At 54.9% G+C, this 24,672-nt stretch carries 19 protein-coding genes, 1 tRNA gene and 1 pseudogene; 18 read left to right on the top strand and 3 right to left on the bottom strand.

Going from position 1 to position 24,672, the window contains the following annotated elements; genetic code table 11:
• Positions 1-9: 9 nt before the first annotated feature.
• The 18 genes and pseudogenes from FSY45_RS23170 to FSY45_RS28375 all read left to right on the top strand — a co-directional run bounded on the left by FSY45_RS23170 (position 10) and on the right by FSY45_RS28375 (position 19,649).
• Positions 10-1,203, top strand: coding sequence for a glycosyltransferase (locus tag FSY45_RS23170; RefSeq protein ID WP_148748416.1), 1,194 nt, complete (start codon positions 10-12; stop codon positions 1,201-1,203).
• A complete protein-coding gene (locus tag FSY45_RS23165; protein ID WP_255443410.1) occupies positions 1,200-2,873 on the top strand; it encodes a glycosyltransferase family 1 protein in 1,674 nt (557 codons plus the stop codon). The genes FSY45_RS23170 and FSY45_RS23165 overlap by 4 nt, the downstream gene beginning before the upstream one ends.
• Before the next feature lie 15 nt (positions 2,874-2,888).
• The gene (gmd, locus tag FSY45_RS23160; RefSeq protein WP_148748415.1) at positions 2,889-3,923 is read left to right on the top strand and encodes a GDP-mannose 4,6-dehydratase; all 1,035 of its coding nucleotides are present in this window, start codon (positions 2,889-2,891) and stop codon (positions 3,921-3,923) included.
• A 187-nt stretch (positions 3,924-4,110) separates the two neighbouring features.
• Positions 4,111-5,721 (top strand): Wzt carbohydrate-binding domain-containing protein, encoded by a 1,611-nt coding sequence (locus FSY45_RS23155; RefSeq protein WP_148748414.1) that lies wholly within the window; start codon positions 4,111-4,113, stop codon positions 5,719-5,721.
• Positions 5,714-6,346, top strand: coding sequence for an adenylyl-sulfate kinase (cysC, locus tag FSY45_RS23150; RefSeq protein WP_148748413.1), 633 nt, complete (start codon positions 5,714-5,716; stop codon positions 6,344-6,346). The genes FSY45_RS23155 and cysC overlap by 8 nt, the downstream gene beginning before the upstream one ends.
• 101 nt (positions 6,347-6,447) lie before the next feature.
• On the top strand, positions 6,448-7,350 hold the full coding sequence (locus tag FSY45_RS23145; RefSeq protein WP_148748412.1) for a GDP-mannose 4,6-dehydratase: 903 nt from the start codon (positions 6,448-6,450) through the stop codon (positions 7,348-7,350).
• A complete protein-coding gene (locus tag FSY45_RS23140; protein WP_370512849.1) occupies positions 7,347-8,477 on the top strand; it encodes a glycosyltransferase family 4 protein in 1,131 nt (376 codons plus the stop codon). The genes FSY45_RS23145 and FSY45_RS23140 overlap by 4 nt, the downstream gene beginning before the upstream one ends.
• 71 nt (positions 8,478-8,548) lie before the next feature.
• Positions 8,549-9,772 carry a polysaccharide biosynthesis/export family protein gene (locus FSY45_RS23135; protein WP_148748434.1) on the top strand — a complete coding sequence of 408 codons (1,224 nt, stop codon included), beginning with the start codon at positions 8,549-8,551 and terminating at the stop codon, positions 9,770-9,772.
• 28 nt (positions 9,773-9,800) lie between these two features.
• Positions 9,801-10,958 carry a glycosyltransferase family 4 protein gene (locus FSY45_RS23130; protein ID WP_370512848.1) on the top strand — a complete coding sequence of 386 codons (1,158 nt, stop codon included), beginning with the start codon at positions 9,801-9,803 and terminating at the stop codon, positions 10,956-10,958.
• A complete protein-coding gene (locus tag FSY45_RS23125) occupies positions 10,955-12,004 on the top strand; it encodes a beta-3-deoxy-D-manno-oct-2-ulosonic acid transferase (protein WP_148748410.1) in 1,050 nt (349 codons plus the stop codon). The genes FSY45_RS23130 and FSY45_RS23125 overlap by 4 nt, the downstream gene beginning before the upstream one ends.
• On the top strand, positions 12,001-13,146 hold the full coding sequence (locus tag FSY45_RS23120) for a GNAT family N-acetyltransferase (RefSeq protein WP_148748409.1): 1,146 nt from the start codon (positions 12,001-12,003) through the stop codon (positions 13,144-13,146). The genes FSY45_RS23125 and FSY45_RS23120 overlap by 4 nt, the downstream gene beginning before the upstream one ends.
• Positions 13,146-14,198, top strand: coding sequence for an NAD(P)-dependent oxidoreductase (locus FSY45_RS23115; protein ID WP_148748408.1), 1,053 nt, complete (start codon positions 13,146-13,148; stop codon positions 14,196-14,198). Before FSY45_RS23120 ends, FSY45_RS23115 begins: the two co-directional genes overlap by 1 nt.
• A 5-nt stretch (positions 14,199-14,203) precedes the next feature.
• Complete coding sequence (locus FSY45_RS23110) at positions 14,204-15,409, top strand: capsule biosynthesis protein (protein ID WP_148748407.1); 1,206 nt, start codon at positions 14,204-14,206, stop codon at positions 15,407-15,409.
• 149 nt (positions 15,410-15,558) lie between these two features.
• Positions 15,559-15,705, top strand: a pseudogene (locus tag FSY45_RS23105) (IS5/IS1182 family transposase); the annotation flags it as partial.
• Positions 15,706-15,841: 136 nt separating this feature from the next.
• Positions 15,842-16,768, top strand: coding sequence for an IS5 family transposase (locus tag FSY45_RS23100; RefSeq protein WP_148748406.1), 927 nt, complete (start codon positions 15,842-15,844; stop codon positions 16,766-16,768).
• Positions 16,769-17,267: 499 nt separating this feature from the next.
• Entirely contained in the window at positions 17,268-17,615 is a 348-nt protein-coding gene (locus FSY45_RS23095) for a type I restriction endonuclease subunit M (RefSeq protein ID WP_148748405.1), read from the top strand.
• A complete protein-coding gene (locus FSY45_RS23090) occupies positions 17,615-18,238 on the top strand; it encodes a hypothetical protein (RefSeq protein ID WP_148748404.1) in 624 nt (207 codons plus the stop codon). Before FSY45_RS23095 ends, FSY45_RS23090 begins: the two co-directional genes overlap by 1 nt.
• Positions 18,239-19,031: 793 nt before the next feature.
• Positions 19,032-19,649: a hypothetical protein gene (locus tag FSY45_RS28375; protein ID WP_255443409.1), complete on the top strand. Its 618-nt coding sequence runs from the start codon at positions 19,032-19,034 to the stop codon at positions 19,647-19,649.
• A 144-nt stretch (positions 19,650-19,793) separates the two neighbouring features.
• Here the strand turns inward: FSY45_RS28375 and FSY45_RS23080 are convergent.
• The 3 genes from FSY45_RS23080 to FSY45_RS23070 all read right to left on the bottom strand — a co-directional run bounded on the left by FSY45_RS23080 (position 19,794) and on the right by FSY45_RS23070 (position 24,113).
• A tRNA-Ser gene (locus tag FSY45_RS23080) sits at positions 19,794-19,883 on the bottom strand.
• A 274-nt stretch (positions 19,884-20,157) separates the two neighbouring features.
• Positions 20,158-22,455 carry an NADP-dependent malic enzyme gene (locus FSY45_RS23075; protein ID WP_003063708.1) on the bottom strand — a complete coding sequence of 766 codons (2,298 nt, stop codon included), beginning with the start codon at positions 22,453-22,455 and terminating at the stop codon, positions 20,158-20,160.
• A gap of 170 nt (positions 22,456-22,625) precedes the next feature.
• On the bottom strand, positions 22,626-24,113 hold the full coding sequence (locus FSY45_RS23070; RefSeq protein ID WP_003063711.1) for a nucleobase:cation symporter-2 family protein: 1,488 nt from the start codon (positions 24,111-24,113) through the stop codon (positions 22,626-22,628).
• Positions 24,114-24,672 lie beyond the last annotated feature (559 nt).

The following is a 24,672-nucleotide window of genomic DNA, read 5'->3' as shown; positions in this document are numbered from 1 at the left end:
TTATATTATATGAATATAATTACTTTGAGTACATACCCTATAGCTATGCCTCAGCATGGTGGTCAACATCGATTGTTTAATATAGTTGAGTTTTATAGATCTGCTGGCCATAATGTACAAGCGATAGGGGTATTAGGAAGTTCTCAATATTCTGAAGAGCCTGGATTTGTTAATTATCCTGGCGAGAAGCCTTTCCTTCAGTTCATAGAAAATCCATTTCTTATGGAAGATTGGGCGATTGGTGAGCTCTTTTATAAGAATAATAAATATTTCGAGGAATTGGCATCATGCATTTCTATGGATGTAGATGTTATTCACGTGGAGCAGCCTTGGCTTTTTCGATTTGCCCAGCGTTATGTTTCATCTGTTAATAAGAAAATAAAGATAGTATATGGATCTCAAAATATTGAGCACCAGCTAAAAAGAAAAATATTAAGCAACTATCTTTCTCGAGAAGAGGTTGTTAATGGTGAAAATTTGGTTTTGAATTGTGAGTTGAATGCAATTAAATCTGCAGATGGGGTTTATTGCGTATCTCAACATGATGCAGATTGGGTGCGAGAGAATACATCAGTTACATGTCTAATAGTCGCGAACGGAGTTCAAGATAGGATTGGTACAATTGAAGGAATAAAGAAGGCAAATAATTTTAGTGGGAACCATAAGTTTGGATTATATTGCGCGAGTGCACATTTGCCGAATGTAGTTGGTTTTGTTGATATGTTTTCTGCTGGAATAGGGTGTCTATCGCCTGATGAAAGAATATTGCTGGCTGGTGGTGTTGGTCCAAGTTTACAAGGCTATGAAAAGGCAAAGAGTATTGCTGGTTTTAATAAGTTTGTTGTTGCATCTGGAATGGTTGATGAGGAGTGCTTACAAGGATTTATTGAGACAGCTCATGCCATTATATTGCCAATCACCCAAGGTAGCGGAACAAACCTTAAAACAGCTGAAGCTCTTTGGAGTGGAAAGCATATAGTTGCAACAAGTACAGCGATGCGAGGATTTGAAAATTTCTCTAGCTCTTGTGGAGTTCACGTAACAGATAATCCATCTGATTTTCAGCATTCTATTAGGAGGGTAATGAGCGAGCCTCCTCTGATTTTGTCCAAAGAGTCTCGAGCAGAGCGTGAGGTTGTTTTGTGGGAAAATACGCTTCTGCCTCTCAAAAAAATGTTATTCGAAGTTCAAGGTATATTATGAGTGCTAAACTAAAAAATGATGATTTTGTAGTTTGGATGAATGTGACTACGAGTGCTAATTGGAATCGGCCGCCAGTTGGAATAGTGCGCGTTGAACAGGCTTTGTGCGAAGAGCTTGGGAAGATTTTTGGAGAAGATAAATTCAAACAGTGTATCTGGCAGGATGGACAATTTGTCGAATGGATTCCATTAAAAAATAGTGAAAAATCAAAATTTGAAAAAGCTGCAGACGTAATTCTGCCAAAACTAGCATCGTTTGATGTTGGGCGCTCGTTCTTGATGCGCGCATTGAGGATGTTTGAAAAAGACAGCTTTAATAATACAGTTAATCTGTCAATTCCAATTGATAAGGTGAGGAGTTATGGTCCAAGATCTGGCGATGTTTTAATATCTGTTGGATTGGATTGGGATGGAGCATACTCTTCAAGTTTTTATAATTTGTCAAAAAAAAATGGAGTTCATGTATTAACCTGTTGTTATGACTTGATACCTGTTTTATTTCCACAATATTGTGTGGGGGATGTCTCTAACAGGTTTAAAGAGTACTTCAATATGCTGACATGGGGGTCAGCAGGGGTTTTATGTATCTCAAAACAAACAGAAGCAGATTTTCTGAATCTGTGTCATGAAATTGGGGCGCCTAAAAAACCTACTTGCATTATTCCTTTAGGGGATAATGTGCCAGATGGGACGGGTGTGGCCTCTTTGGATGTTCAGGAAGTTGTCGCTCAACCATTCATTCTTTTTGTGTCAACTATCGAGCGTAGAAAAAATCATGAAGTCTTGTATAGGGCATATCATCTACTGTGCCGGGCAGGACATGCAAAAAAATTACCGAAGCTAGTTTTTGTCGGAATGCCTGGTTGGGGGGTTAGCGATTTACTCAAAGATATCGAATTGGACCCGTTGACGCGAAATTTGATTGTTCAACTAAATCATGTTTCTGACGCGGATCTTAATACGTTATACAAAAGTGCCTACTTTTGTCTTTACCCGTCTTTTTATGAGGGTTGGGGATTGCCCGTTGGGGAGGCTCTTGCTTTTGGCAAGGCGTTATTGGTTTCTGATCAAGGGTCTTTGCCAGAAGTTGGCGGTGATTTGGTACAGTATATTTCACCGTGGAGTCCTGAGGCATGGGCAGAAGCTATTATTGATTTTGTTGATCATCCGGAGAAAATAAAAATAATTGAAGAACGGGTTAGAAATAATTATAAAATCAGAAAATGGTCTGATACGGCAAAATCGGTTTTTGATTTTACGCAAAATGTTTTGTCAATGGCGAGTAAAGGCGCTATTGAACTTTTTCCTGGGTATGATCTTAGCACTCAAGCGGGTATTCATGTTGGGGCCAATCTTCAAAGCACGGGCGAAGGTGGGTATTTGATGTTTGGTCCTCATCGATCACTGCGGCCCGGCACATACATGGTTGAGATATTTGATAATCGCGAAATGCGTTCTGGTGGGCAAATAACTATTGATATGGTTGCAAATCAAGGTTCCTCAGTATTTTGGAGTGGAGGGATTTCTGTCAATCCAGGCGATTCTGCTGAGGATGCTCCGTTGGTTACATTTGAAGTCAATATTGATGAATATGTGAATGATTATGAAATTCGATGCATCGTTGATAATTCAATTGTTTCTTTGAAAAAGATTAATATTATCCCAATTTAAATAGGAGAGCTAAAAATGAAAACGGCAATCATTACAGGTATTACCGGCCAAGACGGCGCTTATCTCGCCGAACTTCTGCTCGAAAAGGGCTACAAGGTGTATGGCACCTACCGCCGCACAAGCTCCGTAAATTTCTGGCGCATTGAAGAACTGGGTATTGTAAAGAGCCCCCATCTGCATTTGGTGGAATATGACCTGACCGATTTGTCGGCCAGCATTCGCCTGCTGCAGACTACGGGGGCTACCGAGGTTTACAACCTGGCTGCGCAGAGTTTTGTGGGCGTATCGTTTGAGCAGCCGCTGACCACCGCAGAGATTACGGGTATTGGCGCGGTGAACTTGTTGGAAGCCATCCGCATCGTCAATCCCAAGGCGCGCTTCTACCAAGCCAGCACGTCCGAAATGTTTGGCAAGGTGCAGGCCATTCCGCAGATTGAAAGCACGCCTTTCTACCCGCGCAGTCCTTATGGCGTGGCCAAGCTCTACGCCCACTGGATGACGGTGAATTACCGTGAAAGCTATGGCATCTTCGGCAGCAGTGGTATTTTGTTCAATCACGAAAGTCCGTTGCGTGGGCGCGAGTTTGTGACCCGCAAGATCACCGATAGCGTTGCCAAGATCAAGCTGGGGCAGATCGATTGCATGGAGCTTGGCAACCTGGATGCCAAGCGTGACTGGGGCTTTGCCAAGGAATATGTGGAGGGTATGTGGCGCATGCTGCAGGCCGATGAGCCAGACACCTTTGTGCTGGCCACCAACCGCACGGAAACTGTGCGCGACTTTGTGCAGATGGCGTTCAAGGGCGCTGGCATTGAGGTGGAATTCAAGGGCCAGGCCGAAGGCGAAACCGCTGTCGACACCGCTACCGGCAAGACCGTGATGCGCATCAACCCCAAGTTCTATCGCCCGGCGGAGGTGGAGCTGCTGATCGGCAACCCCGAGCGCGCCAAGGCCAAACTGGGCTGGGCACCGACAACCACGCTGGAACAACTGTGCCAGATGATGGTGGAAGCCGATATCCGCCGCAACCAGGCTGGCTTCTCGTTCTAAGTCTCTCTCTCCCCAGTCCCGTCATGGGCAGGGAACGATGCGCTTTGCCGCGGTCAATGCGATTGGCATGCACGGGCCGCGGCGGCTTGACGTGGGGCATTGAATAAAGAGGCGAGGATGGCTCTTCGTCACTCCCTTGCTGCCCCACTTTGTGTTCATTTTTCAACGGATCAAAGCCCTTAAGGACATGAGTTTTCGCAAAAAAGCCTTCCCTGGAAGACTGATTTTTGATCACTTGCCCAAAACCGCTGGGCAGGCCATTAATGCCTGGATGGTGGAGGAACTGGGGGCAGGATGCGTAACGACCAACCTGATTGGCGATCATTCCGACCTGATTTGCCAGTATGGTGGCCTGTATTCGGTGATCAGCGCGCACGTCGGTTTTAAGGATGGCGAAGGTCTGGACCCGCGCTATCAATATATGACGCTGTTTCGCGACCCTGTGGACAGGGTGGTTTCGTGGTTGTTCTTTGTCATCAACAACCATGATGATGTCCAGCTTCCTGGCTTAAGGCAGGCCGCCATCCAATTCCTTCAGGAAGAAGAAAATTCTCTTGCTGATTATGTTGAAAATGCCTATGTGAAGCATTTTTGTGGCATTGAAGGCAATGGCGCGGAAAGCGACGATCAAAAAATTGCCAATTCGCTTGCAGTGATCAAAAAATATGATGTGGTGGGCCTTTATGACGACATGCCGCAGTTTCTGGCCGAAGCGGCCGCACTGATAGGGGTACCTGAGCCGAAAAAACTGGGCAAAGTGAATGTCACCACGCAGCGCCCCCAGGTCGATGAAATCACACCGGCATTGCGGGAGCGCATTATCGCTTTGAACTCACTGGATATACGTCTTTTTGAAGAGGTTGTTGCCTGGAAAAAGTCTCTTCCCCAAAAATCAAGCTCCACCAGCGTGCCTCCGATCACCGAATCGCTGTGGACAAAGCGCGAGCCTTTGCCTGGCCGGGCGCTCACAACCACCGATGTAGTCGTTGCCGCGCCATCATTGCGTGAAGGCTTCAGCATTGCCCATGGCCAATTGGTGACGCTGGAGATGGATATTTTTCTGGCGCGGGAAATACATGACCTCGAAATGGGCATCCATATCTTCGATGTCCATCGACGATTGGTATTTGGAATCAACAACACCTTGCTGGGGCAGTCGCATCGCGCGGTCTCTGGTGGCGCTTACCAAGTCAGCCACCATATCATCGCCAATCTTCCCGCCGGAAGGTACACAGCGGGGTTCGCTTTTGCTGAGCGATTGCCCGAGGGCGTCAAGGAGCTTTTCTGGCGTGACGCGATGTGTGAATTCGAGGTTTCGCGCCCCGCTGGCAAAATCTTTGCAGGAAATGTATGCCTGCCCGCTGGGATCAGCTTCCGTCCCGCATTAGGCGCCACAGCGCGTGCACTGGCAGAAATTGTCGTCACGCAGCATGCGGGCTGCTTGCTGGCCCCCCAGTCTTTACCGCCGCTGACGGCCGGGGCAGTGACCAGCATTGATATTGAAGTGCGCAATCACAGTGACCAGGCCTGGGTCGGGGATGATTTTCGTCCCATCAGCCTCTCTTACCACTGGTTGAATACATCGGGAGAGGAGGTGTTGTTCGATGGTTTACGCACCGCCCTTCCAGCCGGCGGCATTGCCGCCCATACGTCGCGCCATGCGAGCATGCAGGTTCAAGCACCGCTTGAAGCGGGGGCCTATATTTTGGTGCTGACGCTTGTTCAGGAGGGAATTGCATGGTTTGAAAGCAAGGGATTTGAAATGGGTCAGCTTTCCATTGAGGTCGTCCATGCATAAATCGACAAACGTAGTTTGGCATCAGGCAACCGTCACCCGCAGCAGGCGCGAAAAGCTTAATTCGCACAAGAGCGTGCTTTTATGGTTTACCGGGCTTTCTGGCTCGGGAAAGTCAACGCTCGCCCATGCCGTAGAAGAGCGCTTGCATGTCGCGAAGCGGCACACTTTTGTTCTCGACGGCGACAACGTGCGCCATGGCCTGTGCGGTGATCTTGGTTTCTCTGACCATGACCGCATCGAGAATATTCGCCGTATTGGTGAAACTGCCAAATTGTTCCTCGAAGCGGGGGTCATCACACTCACGGCATTCATTTCGCCCTTCAGGACCGATCGTGAGCGCGCAAGATCCATCTTCCCTCATGGTGATTTTCTCGAAATTTTTTGCAATTGCCCCTTGACGGTTTGCGAAACGAGGGATGTCAAGGGTCTGTATGCAAAAGCCAGGTCAGGGCAGATCAAGAATTTCACCGGCATTTCTTCGCCATATGAAGCGCCTGAAGCTCCAGAGTTGCAAATTGATACTAGCCTTTTGACCCTGGATGAATCGGTAGATGCTGTGTGCGATTTGTTGCGTTCGCGCGGAATCATTGAATTTGATCAGGCCTTTGCTCCGGAAACCTGCTGAAAGCGTGTCGGCTATCTCTTGATAGCGGCGACAATCGGGATTTAGCGTTCGCTCCCTAGGTTGCTGGTGTCACGCTAGGAACAAAAGTATGAGGTAGATCAATGAGCAGAATTTTGGTGACTGGAGCGAACGGCTTCACCGGCCGTTACCTTGCAGCGGCGCTGCAGGATGCGGGCCATGAAGTGCATGGCTTGGTGCATAAATCCGTTGTTTCGGGCAAGGTGCCGGGGGTCAGTGCATTGCATGTGGCCGATTTGTCCGATGCCGCAAGGCTGGCTGCGGTGGTGAATGAGGTGCAGCCCGATAAGGTGGCCCACCTTGCCGCCATTGCTTTTGTGGCGCATGGCGATATAGAAGCCATCTACCGCACCAATCTGGTGGGCACGCGCCATCTGCTGGAGGCGTTGGCCCAAAGCAATGCACCGCTCGATGCGGTTTTGCTGGCCAGCAGCGCCAATGTGTACGGCAACTCGGTGGGCGGCGTGCTGGACGAAAACACCCCGCCCGCGCCAGCCAACGACTATGCCGTGAGCAAGCTGGCGATGGAGTATGCCGCGCGCCTGTATGCGGGCCGCCTGCCGCTCATCACGGTGCGGCCTTTCAACTACACCGGCGTGGGGCAGGCAGAGAGCTTTCTGATTCCAAAGATCGTCAACCATGTGCGCAGGCGTGCCCCGCTGATTGAACTGGGCAACCTGGATGTGGCGCGTGATTTTTCTGACGTGCGCAATGTCGTGCAGCTGTACCGGCGGCTGCTTGAGGTGCCGGCTGCCGTGGGGCAGACTTTCAATGTGTGCTCGGGCCAGGCATGGTCTTTGAACGACGTGCTGGCCATGGTGCGCGAGATTTCAGGGCAAGACTTTGAAGTACGTGTGAATCCGGCTTTTGTGCGGCAAAACGAGGTCAAGACGCTGCTGGGCAGCCGGGGCAGGCTGGATGCGGTGGTGGGGGCGGTGCCCGAGATCGCGCTGCGCGACACCCTGCGCTGGATGCTGGAGGCGTGACGTTGAAGCTTGTTCTTTCTGTGGAAGCCTTGTCCCCCTGCCTCACAGGGATTGGCCGCTACACGTGGGAGCTGTCGCAGCGGCTGCCTGCGCACACACAAATGCAGGATGTGTGGTTTTACTGCAATGGCCGCTGGATCGAAGAGCCTGCGCGTTTGCTGCAGGCCCCCGCAGTGGCTGCGCCTGCCCAAGCCAGAAAGCCACTTTTCAGGATCAAGCAACCGCGCTGGCTGCGCGACTGGCAGTCATCTGTCAGATGCAAAGACCGTGTCTTTCACGGCCCTAATTTTTTTCTACCTGATTGCGCGGAGGCGGGCGTGGCCACTGTGCACGATCTGTCGGTGTTCAAATACCCGGAGACGCATCCTCAGGAGCGCATTCTGCATTTCGAGCGAGACTTCAAGGATTCCATGGCGCGAGCCAGTCACTTGATTACAGATTCCGAAGCGACCCGGGCTGAAGTCATGGATTTTCTGTCTTGGCCTGCTGACAAAATTACAGCCGTTCCGTTAGGTGTTTCTTCAAAATTTTCTCCATCATCTTTTGCTGAAGTGACTCCAACCTTGGAGAAATACCATTTAGCATACAAAAAGTATGCGTTGTGTGTTTCCACCATGGAGCCTCGCAAGAAGATTTCCAATCTGCTGCTGGCCTATGAATGCCTGCCGCTTGCCGTGCGAGAGAGGTACCCATTGGTTTTGATCGGGGGGTGTGGCTGGCTGAGTGATGAGTTGCACCAGAAGATTGAACATCTCGCGGCACGCGGATGGCTACGTTATCTTGGGTTTGTACCAGAGGGGGACTTGCCTGCGCTTTATGCGGGAGCCCATTCTTTCATTTACCCATCTATCTACGAAGGATTCGGACTACCTGTGCTGGAGGCCATGGCTTCTGGTGTTCCGGTTGTAGCCTCCAAGTTCACTTCGCTGCCTGAGGTGACGCAAGGCGCTGCGCTGTTGGTGGATCCTGAGGATATTGATGCACTGTCCCATGCTGTTCATAAAAATCTTTGTGATGAGAACTGGCGTGCAGCGGCGAGCACGGAAGGTGTATCCATAGCTCAGGGGTTCACATGGAGCCGCTGCGTTGACAGAACCATGGATGTGTACCGTAAGGCAATGCGCTGATAGTGCGCTGTTTTGATGAATGTAGATTCCAGCTTTGAAAGTGGATTTGCATTGAAAAGTGAAAGATGGAAATGATTTCTGGTGTGAAGATAGCCCGCAATATTGCGTCTGTGAAATTCGATCGAAGAATAGCTCGAGTGGGTAGAGGATGCACAGCCTCCGCCTTACTGGCATTTTTCTTGACCGGATGCTCCTCCTACCCTGCGTGGCTGCCTGCGTCAGGACCTAGCGCGGAAGAAGTGACGGTGCAGGAGGCAGCGGCGCTTCCGATACCTGTCATTGATGTGACGGAAGGCGTCGCCCGTCAGGCGGCGGAAGTCGATCGTCGTGATCGATTTGGACAAGTTTTTGCCGACAACCAACCAATAGGTTATCGCGTAGGCCCCGGAGATGTGCTGGAGGTGTCGATCTGGGAGGCTCCGCCTGCTGCATTGTTTGGTGTGACGTCATTGGACCCCCGCTCCGGAGCAATGAGCTCACGAGTGGCTGCGTTGCCGGAGCAGATGATTTCCCATGAGGGGCAGATCAATGTTCCCTTTGCTGGGAGCATTGCGGCTGCAGGTAAATCACCGCAGCAGATTGAGGCAGAAATCGCTCGCCGCTTGAAGGGTAAAGCCAACCAGCCGCAGGTGATGGTGCGCGTGATCCGCAATGCTACGTCCAATGTGACTGTGGTTGGAGAAGTCGCCCAGAGTCAGCGCATGCCGCTGACTGCCAAAGGAGAGCGCCTGCTGGATGCCATTGCCGCTGCCGGTGGCGTGCGTCAGCCGGTGAATAAAGTGACGGTGCAGTTGGTGCGTGGTACGAAAGTGGCCAGCATGCCCTTGGATCGTGTGGTTCAAGCACCTGGGGACAATGTGCTGTTGGCGCCTGGCGATGTGGTGACGGTCAACTTCCAGCCTTTGAGCTTTACGGCGCTGGGTGCAACGGGCAAGAACGAGGAAATCAACTTTGAAGCCCAAGGTATTTCACTGGCGCAGGCATTAGCGCGTGCTGGCGGAATTCAAGATGCTCGTGCGGATGCCCGTGGCGTCTTCGTTTTCCGCTTTGAGGATCCAAAGGCGTTAGATGCCCGCTTGCGCGTGGGGCCTATGACGCCTGATGGACGTGCGCCAGTCGTATATCGGCTTGATCTGAAAAATCCTGCTTCTTTACTGGTTGCGCAGAATTTTCCGATTCGCAATAAGGACGTGGTTTACGTCGCTAATGCACCAGCGGCGGAGTTGCAGAAATTTATGAATATTGTGACTTCGTCAGTCTTCTCCGCTGCGAATCTTATTAATCTGACGAAATAATGGGTTCGGTCTGGTGAATGCATGCATCGTGATTGATATCACCCGTGCGCTTGACCGTGCCTTGCAGGGGCGGCTGCCGACTGGCGTGGATCGTGTGAGTCTGGAGTATGTGCGGCATTTTGGTGCCGATGCTCAAGCTTTGGTGCGATTTGGCGGGCGCTGGATTTTTATGTCGCTACGACGCTCTCGTAGGGTGTTCGATGCGCTGCTGCGTAATCCCCGGAAGGTGGATAGGGCTCGCCTGCGCTGGTGGGTTGGGTGCAGTTATGTGCAGGATTGGCGTCAGCCTGCGGCTGCCAGTGTGCTGCTGAATACTGGCCACAGTGGATTACAGGATGCCGGTTATGCAACTCGGGTTCAGAGATTGGGTCTACGGCCTCTGTATTTTTTGCATGATCTGATTCCTATTACGCACCCTGAGTATTGCCGCCCCGGGGAGGCCGCCAAGCATGAGCAGCGTCTGACGACGATGCTATCCACAGGCTGTGGCCTTCTTGCCAATTCAGCGGCCACTGCGGAGGAACTGCGGGGGTATGCACAGCGTATGGGTAGTGCGGTGCCACCGCTGGCGGTGGCATTGTTGGCGCCGGCGCGGTTGGCGCGCCCCCGGGCAGAGCGGCCATGGATGCCGCCATATTTCGTGATGCTGGGAACGATTGAGCCGCGAAAAAACCATTTGCTGCTGCTGAATGTGTGGCGGGCTTTGGTGCAGCGGGATGGAGAACGCGCTCCGCGTTTGGTCATTGTGGGTCAGCGGGGCTGGGAATGTGAGCAGGTGCTTGATCTGCTGGATCGCTGCGAGGCGTTGCGCGGCTTTGTGCTGGAGCGCCAAGGCTGTGATGACACCGAACTGGCGACTTTATTAGCTCATGCCCAGGCTTTGCTGTTTCCATCGTTCGCAGAGGGGTACGGTATGCCGTTGGTGGAGGCGCTGGCGGCGGGCGTGCCGGTGTTGGCCAGCGATCTGCCGGCATTTCGTGAAGTGGCCAGTGATGTGCCTGAATATCTAGATCCTCTGGATGGCCCTGGCTGGATACGTGCCATTGATGACTATGTGCACACGAATGGCACAAGGAGACGGGCGCAGTTGGCACGCATGCATGGCTGGCGAGCGCCGACGTGGAAGGCCCATTTCGATCAGGTCCACACACTGATGCGCCGCTGCTTGAGTACGGATTCGTTGTGATCCAGGACAGCATTTTGTATGCCCTGGGTTTTGCGTGGCGCAAGCGTGTTTTTTTGCGCGCCTGCTTCCCGGGGTTGAGCCTGGTGTTCGTGGATGCGCCTGAAGCGGTGCCGCCGGGTGCGCTGCTGGCGGTTTGGGGTGTGCCAGCGTTGCCGCTATTGGCTCCAGGTGTGCGGCTGGTGCGAGTTGAAGATGGTTTTCTGCGCTCAGTCGGCTTGGGGGCGGACTGGGTGCGCCCGATGTCGTGGGTGCTGGACCGACGAGGCATGTATTTCGATGCCACGGCTCCATCGGACATGGAGACGCTTCTGGCCACTACAGTGTGGAGTCCAGAGTTGTTGCAGCGTGCGGCGGCACTGAGGGAGATGATCGTTCATGAGGGGCTGACCAAGTACAACGTCGGTGTTGGCCAATGGTCTAGACCTGAGCGAGGGCAGCGGGTAATCCTGGTGCCGGGTCAGGTGGAGACGGATGCCTCCATCCGCTATGGCTCGCCAGTCGTACGCACCAATCTGGAGTTGCTGCGCAGGGTGCGGGTGGCTCATCCGGATGCCTATGTACTGTACAAGCCGCACCCTGATGTAGTAGCTGGCCTGCGTTTGCGGGGCGAGGCGGAGTCACGGGCGGTGGACTTCTGTGATGAATTGTTGGTGCATGTACCCATGCACTATTTGTTGGAACGTGTGGACGAAGTGCATGTAATGACTTCTTTGGCAGGGTTTGAGGCTCTGCTGCGTGGGCGCAAGGTTGTGTGCCACGGGCAGCCTTTTTATGCCGGTTGGGGATTGACCCAAGATCTGTTGCCTATGCCCCGGCGAGGACGTGAATTGTCCCTGGATGCGCTGGTTGCTGGCGCATTAATTCTCTATCCGCGTTATTTCGATACCCAAGGCGCGGCGTGTGGCACGCCGGAACAGACGCTGCAGGAACTCCTGACATGGCGCGATCGCTCGCGGGGAAGGCTGTCGTGGTCGCAACGTCTGTGGCGCCCTGTGCTGCAGTTGCTTGCGTGGTGGCAGGATGGCAAGCGTAGGAGAAGCGCGTGATCAAGGCACAGGTTTACGAGTCGATTCGCGAGATAGATCCTGCGGTCTGGGATGCGTTGCTCGATGCGCGTTCGTTGACGGTTACGCATGCGTTCTGGACGATTGTCGAGGAGTCGGGCCTCAATGATTTTCAGTATCGCTATGTGGTGTTCACCGATGAGGATGGTCAAACGGTGGGGCAGACGACGTTCTACATGGTGACCACTGATATCGCTATTTTTGCTCCGCAGTGGCTGCGCCGCACGCTGGAAAAGGTGCGCCTGGTCTTCCCGAGCTTTCTGAAGCTGAAGATGCTGGAGTGCGGTACGCCCATCATCCTGAATAGTCCACCACTGGTGCTGCATCCCGATCTGGCGTTGCAAGACATTATTCCGGTCTGGCACCGTACGCTGCAGGCGTATGCCCGTCGCAGCCGTGCGCTGGTGATGGTGCTGCGCGATTTTGAGTCGGAAGAGGCAGGCTGGTTGCATTTGCTGCGCGGCTGCGGCTACCACATCGTGCCGGGTCTGCCCAATACGTATTTGGATGTGCGCTGGGACACGATTGATGAATATCGTGATGACTTGAAAAGCTACTATCGCAGCAAGATCAACAACCACCTGCGCAAGAATGTGCAATTACAGGTTCGGCATGATCTGGTCGAGGACTTTGCCCCTTTGGCCGATGAGCTGTGCCGCCAATGGCTGATCGTGCATGAAAGGGCCAATGAGTTTCAGCGAGAGGTGTTGACGCCGACCTTTTACCGTGAGTTGTCGTCGGGGCTGGAAGGGGCCGCCAAGGTACTACGCTTTTTTCGTGACGATGTGTTTGTTGGGCATGCGTTGTTGCTGCATGACCGGGATACGCTGCGCTGGCTTTACTTTGGCCGCGCGGAGCCCGTCAACGACAGCTTGTACCTGTATGTTGCACAGGCGGTGATTGAAACGGCGATCAATTTGAAGGTGCGGCGTCTGGAGATGGGGTTGACCACCTATTCCGTCAAGCAAGACGTTGGGGCACGCCTGGAGTCCATTCATTTTGCGATTCGCTGTCCATGGGCTTTGCTCAATCCGTTTTTTGGCCTTGGCTATGCGCTGCTTAACAAACCGGCCAAGCTTGAGAACAAGATGATCTTCAAGTCCTCGCGGGTCAAGGAGGGCTGATGGATAGATCGCAGGATGCGAAGCCATGGATGCAGGCATATGCGGGTGTGCCCGTTGCGCTGACGGGAGCCTCGGGCTTTGTCGGCAGGCAATTGTTGCGGCGGCTGCAAGAGGTGGGTGCGCTCGTGACAGTGCTGGCTCGCGAGCCGGCCAGATTGGATCCTCAATTGGTGAGTCGTTGTACCGTGGTGCAGGGGGATTTGCTGGATAGGGCGGCGCTGGCGCGGCTGCTTTCCGGCGCGGTTCATGTCTTTCATTGCGCGGCAGATGTCGCGACTTGGGGGCATTTCGAGAATTATTTGCGCACCAATGTTCAGGGGGTGCAGGCGCTGCTTGACGAACTGTGCAAACAGCGCTCTACGCTGCGGCGCCTGGTTCATATATCAACGCTTGATGTCTATGGTTTTCCACGGTTGGCTGTCAGCGAGGATAAGCCGTTGGAGCCAGTGCGTTATGGCTATGGGGAAAGCAAGCGCCTGGGAGATTTGCTGGTGCAGAGCTTTTGTCGTCAGCACGCTCTGCCTTATGTGGTGATGCGGGCAGGCAACATCGTCGGGCCAGGCAGCCCGTTCGTCTCGCGCATCGCCAGCGCATTGCGCACGGGGCCAATGCTGTGCATCGATGGTGGGCGCCATCATGCCGGTTTGCTGGATGTAGAGAATTTGTTGGATGTCCTGCTGTGGGCGGGCATCAGCACCAGCGCAGCTGGGCAGGTCTATAACGTGCGTGACCCCTGGGCAGTCTGTTGGAGCGAATATTTACGTGATTTCCGTCAGGGGAGCGGCCTCAAGGGGTGGATGTTGGATTTGGACTATAGGCTGGCAATGCCGCTGGCCAGTGCTCTTTCTGCGCCTTGGCGTTGGCTTGATTTGCAGAGTGAGCCATTGCTGCATCCACTGATCGTGCAGATCTTTGGGCGTACATGTGGTCATTCGATTGATAAGCTGCTTGCCCATGGGGGCCCCATCGGGCGTGTGGATTACGCCTCGAGCATGCGGGAAAGTCTTACCTGGCTTGCCGCACAACCGAGTTTCACCCCAAAAAAGATCTGAGTGTCGTGCGCCATTTTCTTTTTCTGCAGGGCATGCCCTGCGATTTTTTCAGGCTTGTGGGCGACGAATTGCAGCGCAACGGCCATGGTGTTTCGCGCATCAATTTGTGCTTTGCCGATTGGCTTTTTTGGCATGACCCGCGTGCCATGAGCTTTCGTGGTCGGTTGACTGACTGGGATGATTTTCTGCGACGCTTTATCGCCGCACGTGGTGTGACTGACATCGTATTGCTTGGCGAGCAGCGCAAATATCACAAGCAGGCGGTAGCCCTTGCGCATGAGCTGGGGCTTCGTGTGATGGTGACTGATTTTGGTTATTTCAGGCCAGACTGGATCACCCTGGAAGCCAATGGTATGGGCCGGGATTCCAGCATGCCGCGCAATCCTGCCGTTATTTATGCAGAGGCACGGGGATTGCCTGCAGTGGATTTCGCACCGGTTTTCAAGGACAGCGATTGGCGTATGTCGCTGGGCGATCTGCTGGGGAGCTTTGGCAATATGGTGCTGAAGTTGCTATATCCTTTTTATCAGCAATCCATTGAGCGGCCTCATCCAGTGATTTACTTTCCTGCGATGGGTTTGTCGCTGCTGTTACGGCGTCTGCGAAAAAAGCATAATGCAGAAAAATGCCGGCAGGTGGGTAAACGACCACAACCTTTTTACCTCTTCCCATTGCAGCTTGATCATGATTTTCAGATTCGAGCCTACTCTCCTTACAAGGGAATGAGAGATGCAGTGGATGAGGTGCTGAAATCGTTTGCTGAGCATGCTCCAGAAAACAGCGAGCTAGTCATCAAGATGCATCCTTGGGATCCTGGACTCATCAATTGGAAACAATGGATTGGCAGCAGTGCCAAGCGTCTGGGCATCACCGATAGGGTTCACTATCTGGAGGCTGGTGTGCTGGATGAAATGTTGGGGAAGGCCATTGGTGTTGTGACGGTCAACAGTACATCAGGGCTCAGGGCCTTGCAGTTGAGACGGCCAGTGCAAGTTTTGGGAGATGCTGTCTTCGATATTGCCGGGCTGACGCATGCAGGTGGTTTGCATGCTTTTTGGTGCAGTGCCAGTGCCCCAGATCCGAATTTGCTCGATTCATTCATCAGGTTGCTGGTTGCACGCACTCAGTTGCGGGGAGTTTTTTTTCATCCTGCTGGCAAGCGTGCCGCAGTATCCTCATTTGTCAGTCGTCTGTTGATGGCTAAATTCTGATGTATGTAGACCGATTTGCGTTAGAATATTTTTGCTTACTGAGGCAAGTAAACTGATAATGCATTAGTGCGTGTCATTGCCGGAATGATTCTTACATCGCTGGGGCGTTGTTGCATAAATCGACGCTCTTCAAGCGGTAGGCTTGCTGCATGAGTCAGCCCCGCAAGTCCCGCTACCGAACTACCAACTGGAAACAGTACAACGCAGCCCTGAAAGCTCGGGGTTCTTTGACGGTGTGGCTGAACAAGGACATGTGCTGGTTTGCCACTGCAAGTGGCAAACGCGGACGCAGTCCGAAGGGCACTGTTGCATAAATTCAGTTTGAGGCGAGTTACCCCAAACCCCAGCCGTGGCTATGCCACGGCTGCCGTCTGAGGACGGCCAAGGGCGTTGTTGCATAAATCGCTGTGCCGCAGGCCGTAGGCTTGCTGCATGAGTCCATCCAACAAAACTCGCTATCGAACCACGAACTGGAAGCAATACAACGCAGCCCTAAAAGCTCGTGGCTCTCTGTCGATTTGGCTGGACAAGCGCATAACCTGGTTTGCCGCTGCCAGCGGCAAACGCGGGCGCAGCCCGAAGTTCTCTGATGCTGCCATCCAGTTTTGCTTGACGCTCAAGAACCTGTTCGGGCTAGCTCTCAGACAAACCACCGGCTTGGTGGAGTCGGTGCTACAACTGTGCGGCCTTGCATGGCCAGTTCCTGACTTCAGCACCCTGTGCAGGCGGCAGCGAGACTTGAATGTTCAGATCCCGTACTCCGCCAGCAAAGCAGGCTTGCACCTTCTAGTTGATTCCACGGGCATCAAGTTTCTTGGTGAGGGTGAATGGAAGTGCAAAAAGCACGGTGCTGAATACCGTCGTCAGTGGCGCGAACTGCACATAGGCATCGATGCCGACACCTTGCAGATTCGTGCAATCTGCGTGACGAGCAATAACGTCAGTGATGCTTCTGCACTATCAGACTTGCTGGCGCAGTTGCCACCAGATGAAGCGCTCAAGAGCCTTACTGGCGATGGTGCCTACGACACACAGCCTGCTTACGAAGCGGTCGTCAGGCATGGAGCCATTCCCATCATTCCTCCACGCAAGAATGCTCGAATCCGCAAGGGAGCTGTGTTTAGGTATCGCAATGCAGCGATTTCCTCGTGCAGGCGACTGGGTCGGAGCATCTGGAAGCGCTGGATTGGCTACCACCGGCGAAGCTTAGTGGAAACCAAGATGAACTGCGTCAAACGATTAGGTGAACGGGTGATGTCTCGCACCTTTGAGCGCCAAGTCAACGAGCTGCATATCCGAGCAGCCATATTGAACCGATTCACTGAGCTGGGCCGTCCTCAGACGGTAGCCGTGGCATAGCCACGGCTGGGGTTGGGGGCAGCTCGTCTCGAACTTGATTTATGCAACAGCGCCACGAGCTGCACATTCGAGCAGCCATATTGAATCGATTTACAGAACTTGGCCGTCCTCAGACGGCAGCCGTGGCATAGCCACGGCTGGGGTTTGGGGTAGCTCGTCCAAAACTGGATTTATGCAACAGCGCCCTTTGTTTTTAAATATCCATTTAAATATATCAAATATATTTGATATGCAAATATCAGCATTGTTTAAAATGAGTATGCGCTTGTGTTGCACAGCGCAACCAGCCGCTCGATCATTGATCGGCCGCTTCTCTCGCTCGACATCCTGAGCTTCCCCCATGTTTTGCCGCCTGAATTGATCAGGTAGTTTGCTCGCGCATGCGTTTTGAACGCTTGTGTAGCGTAGCCGTGCCTGTCAATTTGAGGTCGTGAGCCTTGGGGAAGTATTGGGCAGCACAGGGCACTTCTTTCCCACTTTTCCCTTTTGGAGTTTTTCTATGACTGATACAGGTCAGGCCGCCGCATGCCAGAACGATTCTTCTCCTGGTTCTCAACACAAGGCTGCTGCTGGTACGCCCTTGTTTGCCCTGGGCCAGGTACTGGCCACACCTGGGGCATTGGAGCTATTGGAAACCCATCAACTGACTGCACTGCCATTTGTGCTGCGCCATGTTTCGGGTGATTGGGGCGATATTTGTGCCGAAGATCGCCAAGCCAACGCTGATGCTTTGCAGTACGGCTACAGGCTGATGTCGGTGTATGAGCTTTCCAAGACAGAACGCTTGTGGATCATCACAGAAGCTGACCGCAGTAGCACCACGCTGTTGTTGCCCGAGGAGTACTGATGCTGGGGCGGCACTTTGTGGTGCACTCGCAGCTGAGTGTGGGCCGCTCAGGTGCAATGGCCTATCAAAACAAGCTGCTGTTGCGCCAGGGCGAGAACGACATGGCTTGCGGGCACCATTGCGTGCTGATGGCATTGATGCTGTTGGGTCAGGTGTCACGCGATGCGCTGTATGAAAGCGACCTTGACGCCCGCCTGATGGAAGTGAGCGCCATGGGCCAAGCTCTGTACTTTAGCGGCTGTAGCAGCGCAGCCATCAGAGAGCAGTTTGCCCCGTTTTCTGAACAACTGCAGTGCCGCCAACTGCGCCGCAATGTCGAGGCCCGCACGGTGGCTGCATTGGAATCTGACCATGTGTGCCTGGTGCGCTTCATTTCCCCCAGCTACAGCCATTGGGTGCTGGCAGTGGGTGTGATGTATGCCGATGGCAAACCACATTCCTTGCTGGTACTCGACCCTTTGATGGACGGTGTGCCACTCACTCCCTGGAATGCCTTGCTGGAGCATTGGGGCAGCAAAAAGCTGCGCAACACCAATGCCCGCTGGTCAGAAAAAGCCACCTTGGACAAGGTGGTGCAAGTCGGTTTGCGCAGTCGCCGTGGTACGGCCATTGCGCTGGCTTGAGTTTCAGTTTCTCGCTCTCTTTCTTCTGATTTCCCTTGTGCACGTTGTGCGCCTGGTGCTTGGCTTTTGAAGCTGCACTCAGGTGCCGTTGCGGCGTGCCTGTTTTGAAAGTTTGACCATGCACCCTTATCACCTGAGGTGGTACCGCTACCGGCGTTTGTTGGCGGCGGTGATGACATTGCCTGCACTGGATGCCTGTACGCCTGTTCCGCATGAATTGAGTGGGCAGTGGCCGTGCTGCTTCAATGGCTGTGCCGAAGCTGGGCGTTATGTACATGCAGCCAAGCCGTGCATGGAGCCGCAATCGGCCATGGTGCTCGAATTGGCCGATGCGGCGTTGCAGTCGGTTGAGCCAATTAGTCAGCGCACCGCTGCATGGCAGGCATTTGCACGGTGTGCGGTGCCCCAGTTGGGCTTGGGCAGCTTTGCACGGCTGGTGGCACTGCTGCAGCAATACGGGCCTGATGAAGATGCCGAATTGGCCCTTTTGCTGTGGCAAGGTGAAATCACCCAGCAAACATCTGCCATCAAGGCCGTGCAGCGTCTGCGAAGCATCGTGGCGTTCTTGCAAAGCCAGGGCATCAAGGATGCAGCCAGTTGGTTGCAGTGGCGGGATTCGGCAGATGCGCAAGCGGTTGTGCACGGTACGCCGCATCAAGCACCAGACGCGGTTCACGCTTTGCTGTGGCACTTGGACAGCGGGCGCTGTGATGTGCCCTGGGTGCTGACGTTTGCAAGGCGGGTGCTGGGGCTGGCTCCTGCGCATGGTCACGTCATGCTGGCTATTCAAGAAATGGCCGAAGCCATGAACCTGAGTGCCAAGGCTTTGGCGAAGCGCATAGCGTGGCATGAACGGCTGTTTCAAGCTTTGGGCGATGTGCCCGAGCTTCGACTGGCGTGGTGGCGGTGCGTGAAGCGCACTTTGCAGGCTCAACTGACCAACGCTACATCAGCCAAACTGCAAGTGCAGGGAGTCAAAGAGCCTTTGCCGCTGTCACTGGCCGTGCACCTGCGCCAAGGTCAACCCACGCTGACGATTCAGCTGCCGCGTGCGTTTGGTGCTGCACCAGCATGGCCCAACTTGACCATGGTGCAGCTACGGCAAGAGAGCTGGGGGACTGGGCTGGGGCTACGCTTGCTGCTGCAAGGCGAAGGCGTGTTGCCAGCTCAGCTGCAACTAGCTATCGCCAAGCGCTGGAAAGCAGTGCAATTGCAGCCACCTGTGTTTGAGCGCATCAGTGCCGCAAAGTGGGAAGTCAGTTGCTGTTGGTGCGATGGGTTGTGGAAGCCTTCAAACCTAGATCAGGCTGAAGTTAAGACTTGGGCCATCGACACGGCGCTGCAGGTGCTGGAATATGTGCTGGTGCTCAAGGGCATGTTCGCTGAGCTTCAGGCAACAAAAAAGCCCTGAGCGGTTGGGGTTCAGGGCTTTGAGTGCAGGGTAGCTAAGGAGCGATTGCTTATATTTTATGCAAACAATTCCGTATAACCAAGCGTATAACGACATGTTGATTTTTTAAAATTCCGTTATAAATCAACAACTTACACTAGATCTTGGCGGAGGCTGTGAGATTCGAACTCACGGAAGGATCACTCCTTCGGCAGTTTTCAAGACTGCTGGTTTAAACCACTCACCCAAACCTCCGGATGGCAGGATTCTACACAAGGATTGTGCGCCGTTCGGCATTATGCGCATCTTTGCCTTATCTATGAAAACCATAGCGTATGGCGCTTGCTGTATCTCGACGGGCGCTCACTTTTCATCATGGCGTCTGCCATGAGCGTTTGCTGCGCGCGTTACAGGCCGCCGTGAATGAACGAAGGGCTCAAAGCTCAAGGCAGGGTATGGGGCAAAACAAAACGCCCCTGAGGGCGTTTTGTTGCCGCCTCGGGCGGGATGCCCGAGAGGTGCCGTTTGATCAGCTGCGCAGTGCGATGGCCTGAGCGGCTGCCAGAGCGGTCATGTTGACCACGCGGCGCACGGTGGAGGAGGGGGTCAGCACGTGGGCGGAGGCCGAGCAGCCCATCAGGATGGGGCCGATGGTAGTGCCATGGCCGCCCGTGGTCTTGAGCACGTTGAACAGGATGTTCGCGGCGTCGAGGTTGGGGCAGATCAGCACGTTGGCAGCGCCGGTCAGCGAGGACTCCAGCAGGGAGTGGCTGCGCACGTTGGCGTCCAGAGCAGCGTCGCCGTGCATTTCGCCATCGCATTCGATGCCGGGGTTGGCGGCGGCGAACAGGTCGCGTGCAGCGCGCATCTTGCGGGCCGAGCCGCGTGTGGACGAACCGTAGTTGCTGTGCGAGAGGAAGGCAACCTTGGGTGGCAGGCCGAAGCGTGCCACTTCGTCGGCAGCCATCTTGGCGATCTCTGCCAGTTCTTCGGCGCTGGGAGCGTCGTTGATGTAGGTGTCGGCCACGAACAGCGTGCCCGATTCCAGCATGACGGCGTTCACGGTTGCGAACTCGTTGGCGCCCTTCTTCAGGCCCAGCACGTCTTCCAGATGGGCCAGGTGGCTGTCGAAACGGCCCACCAGGCCGCACAGCATGGCGTCGGCATCACCCAGGTGCACCATCAGGGCGGCGATCAGGGTGTTGGAGCGGCGCACCGCAGCCTTGGCGGCTTCGGGAGTGACGCCGTTGCGGCCCATCAGCTTGTGATAGGTTTCCCAGTACTGGCGGAAGCGAGGGTCGTCTTCGGGGTTGCAGATTTCCACGTCCTTGCCCAGCTGCATGCGCAGGCCTGCCTTGGCAATGCGGGCTTCGATGACGGCGGGGCGACCGATCAGGATGGGCTTGGCCAAGCCGTCGTCCACGGCAACCTGCACGGCACGCAGCACGCGCTCGTCTTCACCTTCGGCATAGGCCACGCGCTGCAGATTGGCCTTGGCGGCTGCAAACACGGGGCGCATGAACATGCTGGTCTGGTAGACGAAGCGCGTCAGGCTTTCGCGGTAGGCGGCGATGTCCTCGATGGGGCGGGTGGCGACACCGGATTCGGCGGCTGCCTGTGCCACGGCGGGAGCGATGCGCAGGATCAGGCGCGTATCGAAGGGCGTGGGGATCAGGTAGTCGGGGCCGAAGGTCAGCTCCTTGCCCTGGTAGGCGGCGGCGACTTCGTCGCTGACGTCCTGCTTGGCCAGGGCGGCGATTTCACGCACGCAGGCCAGCTTCATGGCTTCGGTGATCTTGGTGGCGCCGCAGTCCAGCGCGCCACGGAAGATGTAGGGGAAGCACAGGACGTTGTTGACCTGGTTGGGATAGTCGGAGCGGCCGGTAGCCACGATGCAGTCCGGGCGGATGGCCTTGGCCAGTTCGGGGCGGATTTCGGGCTCGGGGTTGGCCAGGGCCAGGATGATGGGCTTGTCGGCCATGGTCTTGACCATGTCGGCAGTCAGCACGCCGGGAGCGGAGCAGCCCAGGAACACGTCGGCGCCGTCGACCACGTCGGCCAGGGTACGGGCTTCGGTGTTCTGTGCGTAGCGCTGCTTGGATGCGTCCAGACCACCGGGGCGGCCTTCATAGATCACGCCCTTGGAGTCCACCATATAGACATTGGAGCGCTTGATGCCCAGGCCCACCATCACGTCCACGCAGGCAATGGCTGCCGCGCCGGCGCCGGAGACGGCCACCTTGACGGCGCCGATGTCCTTGCCCACCAGTTCCAGGCCATTGAGCAAGGCGGCGCTGGAGATGATGGCCGTGCCGTGCTGGTCGTCATGGAACACCGGAATGTTCATGCGCTTGGACAGCTCCTGCTCGATGTAGAAGCACTCGGGAGCCTTGATGTCTTCCAGGTTGATGCCGCCCAGGGTGGGCTCCATCGAGGCAATGATGTCGATGAGCTTGTCGGGATCGCGCTCGGCCAGTTCGATGTCGAACACGTCCACGCCGGCAAACTTCTTGAACAGGCAACCCTTGCCTTCCATCACGGGCTTGGAAGCCAGCGGGCCGATATCGCCCAGACCCAGCACCGCGGTGCCGTTGGTGATCACGCCGACCAGGTTGCCGCGCGAGGTGTATTCGGCAGCAGTGGAGGGGTCCGCCTCGATGTCCAGGCAGGGATAGGCCACGCCTGGCGAGTAGGCCAGGGACAGGTCACGCTGGTTGGACAGGGGCTTGGTAGGTGTGACGGAAATCTTGCCTTTGACGGGGCTGCGGTGGTATTCGCGGGCCGCATCGCGCAGGGCTTGTTCGGCGGAGGACAGGTTTTGTGTCATACGAAATATTTATCAGCAAGTTGCTTCTCGGAGCTTACCGGATGGCAAGAAGCATTTTGAGTCAGGTCTGTTTTGCTTCAACTGTATCGACAACAAACCCCCTGGCGCACTGTGGGGCGGCAGGGGGCTTGGGCTGGCCGGTAAGCCAGCGTTCGCTTCAGGACTGGCGTTTAGTGAGCGTCAGCCTCACGTGCTGCGTTGATGGCAGCGCTGTTGTCTTTGGCGGCTCCGTTAAAGAAAAGATTCAATGCCACGGCGGTAATCGAGGACAGCAGGATACCGGATTCAATCAGCGGATGGATGGAATGGGGCATCCACTGACGGAAATTAGGGGCAACCAGAGGAATCATTCCCACGCCGATGGACACTGCCACGATCATGGCGTTGTTCTTGTTGTTGCGGAAATCCACGTTGGCCAGGATGCGGATGCCGGTGGAGGCCACCATGCCGAACATCACCAGACCCGCGCCGCCCAGAACCACGGTGGGCAGGGATTCGATCAGCGCACCCATCTTGGGCAGCACGCCCAGGACGATGAGGATCACGCCACCGGCCACGCAGACCCAGCGGCTGAGCACGCCGGTCACGGCCACCAGACCCACGTTCTGGGAGAAGCTGGTGTAGGGGAAGGTGTTGAAGATGCCGCCGATCAGGGTGCCCAGACCGTCGGTGCGCAGACCGCGGGTCAGTTCGTCCTGTGTGATGTCGCGCTTGGCCATGTCGCCCAGGGCCAGGAACATGCCGGTGGATTCGATCATCACGACCACCATCACCAGACTCATGGTCAGGATCAGGATGGGGTCGAAGACAGGCATGGCGATCTGGAAGGGCAGTACCAGCGTGAACCACTCGGCCTTGGCGACCTTCTCGAAGTTCATCAGGCCCATGGCCACGGAGATCACGCCGCCGATCAAGATGCCCATCAGCACCGAGATATTGGCCAGGAAGCCCTTGGCAAAGCGTGCGATCAGCAGGATGGACAGCAGCACGATGCCCGAGACCGCAGCGCCTTGCAGATCGGCGTACTTGGGGTTGGGCATGGTGGGCAGCACCGAGAAGCCCTTGGGGATGGCGGGCAGCGAGGAGCCGGGAGCGCCGGCCATGGCCTGGGCCTCGGCCAGCCACTTCAGGTGCTCGGGGTTTGGCACGGAAGGGGCGGTCGGGCCCACGGGGTTGCCGAAGATCCAGTTGATGCCCACACGCATCAGGCTGATGCCGATGACGGCGATGATGGTGCCGGTCACGACCGGTGGGAAGAAGCGCAGCATGCGGCTGATGAGTGGCGCAATGAGGATGGAGATCACCCCCGCGCCTATCACCGAGCCAAAGATCAGGCCTGCGCCGGCATTGCCGCCAGTGCTCTGTGCCATGGACACCATGGGGGCCACGCTGGCAAAAGTCACGCCCATCATCACGGGCAGCTTGATGCCGAACCACTGGGTTGCGCCCATGGCCTGGATCAGGGTGACCAGGCCGCAGACGAACAGGTCGGCGGATATCAGGTGCGCGACCTGCTCAGGGGGGAGGTTCAGGGCACGGCCCACGATCAGCGGCACGGCGACGGCGCCGGCATACATGACCAGAACGTGCTGCAGACCTAAGGCGGTGAGTTTGCCAAATGGCAGAACCTCATCCACGGGATGCACTTGGGATGTCATAAAAACATGTCTCCTCACTCTATATTGGCTTCAGGTTGGCATGCGATTCGCGAACGGCATGCAATCCATACAAAAAGTGTATACAGCTCATAACGCACGGCATCTAGCGGTAAACCCTGCTCAAAATTCAGTTTCTGGATGGCGTGTTAATAGTTATGTTTTTTGCGCATAACCATCTAAGGTAATTACCGATTGCTATCAAATATGTAGCTTATGAGGCTTTGTTTTTCTAATTTTCAGAATAAAACATATTGAAACCTATTGATATCAAACGGTAGGTGCTTTGTTTTTCATAGCAAATCTTGCGCGATATGCAATCGGCGCGGATCTGGCTCCGGTTATGCGCGCGCAGGTTTCGGGTCTTGAAACATCTAGTGAAAGAAAGTGCGTTGCCGTCTCGAGGCCGGTTGCATGCATTAGCGTTGAAGAAGGTGCAAAAAAAGGGCATCAAGCCCGGAATTGGTGCACCGCTGTGCAAAAGCGTGCATGGGGACCTGCAAAGAGCTCATGCCTAGTCATGGGACCTAAATTGGTGCAAAAACCATGCCGAGCTGCTGCA

It is taken from the genome of Comamonas sp. Z1 (assembly GCF_008121555.1).
In the GTDB taxonomy this organism is placed as follows: domain Bacteria; phylum Pseudomonadota; class Gammaproteobacteria; order Burkholderiales; family Burkholderiaceae_C; genus Comamonas; species Comamonas thiooxydans.
The sequence above is the reverse complement of the archived record's forward strand: the minus strand, read 5'-3'. Positions and strand labels throughout refer to the sequence as shown.

Coding starts and splice junctions, on each gene's coding strand:
- FSY45_RS23170 (WP_148748416.1), top strand. CDS start 10: ATGAATATAATTACTTTGAGTACATACCCTATAGCTATGCCTCAGCAT.
- FSY45_RS23165 (WP_255443410.1), top strand. CDS start 1,200: ATGAGTGCTAAACTAAAAAATGATGATTTTGTAGTTTGGATGAATGTG.
- gmd (WP_148748415.1), top strand. CDS start 2,889: ATGAAAACGGCAATCATTACAGGTATTACCGGCCAAGACGGCGCTTAT.
- FSY45_RS23155 (WP_148748414.1), top strand. CDS start 4,111: ATGAGTTTTCGCAAAAAAGCCTTCCCTGGAAGACTGATTTTTGATCAC.
- cysC (WP_148748413.1), top strand. CDS start 5,714: ATGCATAAATCGACAAACGTAGTTTGGCATCAGGCAACCGTCACCCGC.
- FSY45_RS23145 (WP_148748412.1), top strand. CDS start 6,448: ATGAGCAGAATTTTGGTGACTGGAGCGAACGGCTTCACCGGCCGTTAC.
- FSY45_RS23135 (WP_148748434.1), top strand. CDS start 8,549: ATGATTTCTGGTGTGAAGATAGCCCGCAATATTGCGTCTGTGAAATTC.
- FSY45_RS23115 (WP_148748408.1), top strand. CDS start 13,146: ATGGATAGATCGCAGGATGCGAAGCCATGGATGCAGGCATATGCGGGT.
- FSY45_RS23100 (WP_148748406.1), top strand. CDS start 15,842: ATGAGTCCATCCAACAAAACTCGCTATCGAACCACGAACTGGAAGCAA.
- FSY45_RS23095 (WP_148748405.1), top strand. CDS start 17,268: ATGACTGATACAGGTCAGGCCGCCGCATGCCAGAACGATTCTTCTCCT.
- FSY45_RS23090 (WP_148748404.1), top strand. CDS start 17,615: ATGCTGGGGCGGCACTTTGTGGTGCACTCGCAGCTGAGTGTGGGCCGC.
- FSY45_RS28375 (WP_255443409.1), top strand. CDS start 19,032: ATGGCCGAAGCCATGAACCTGAGTGCCAAGGCTTTGGCGAAGCGCATA.
- FSY45_RS23075 (WP_003063708.1), bottom strand. CDS start 22,455: ATGACACAAAACCTGTCCTCCGCCGAACAAGCCCTGCGCGATGCGGCC.
- FSY45_RS23070 (WP_003063711.1), bottom strand. CDS start 24,113: ATGACATCCCAAGTGCATCCCGTGGATGAGGTTCTGCCATTTGGCAAA.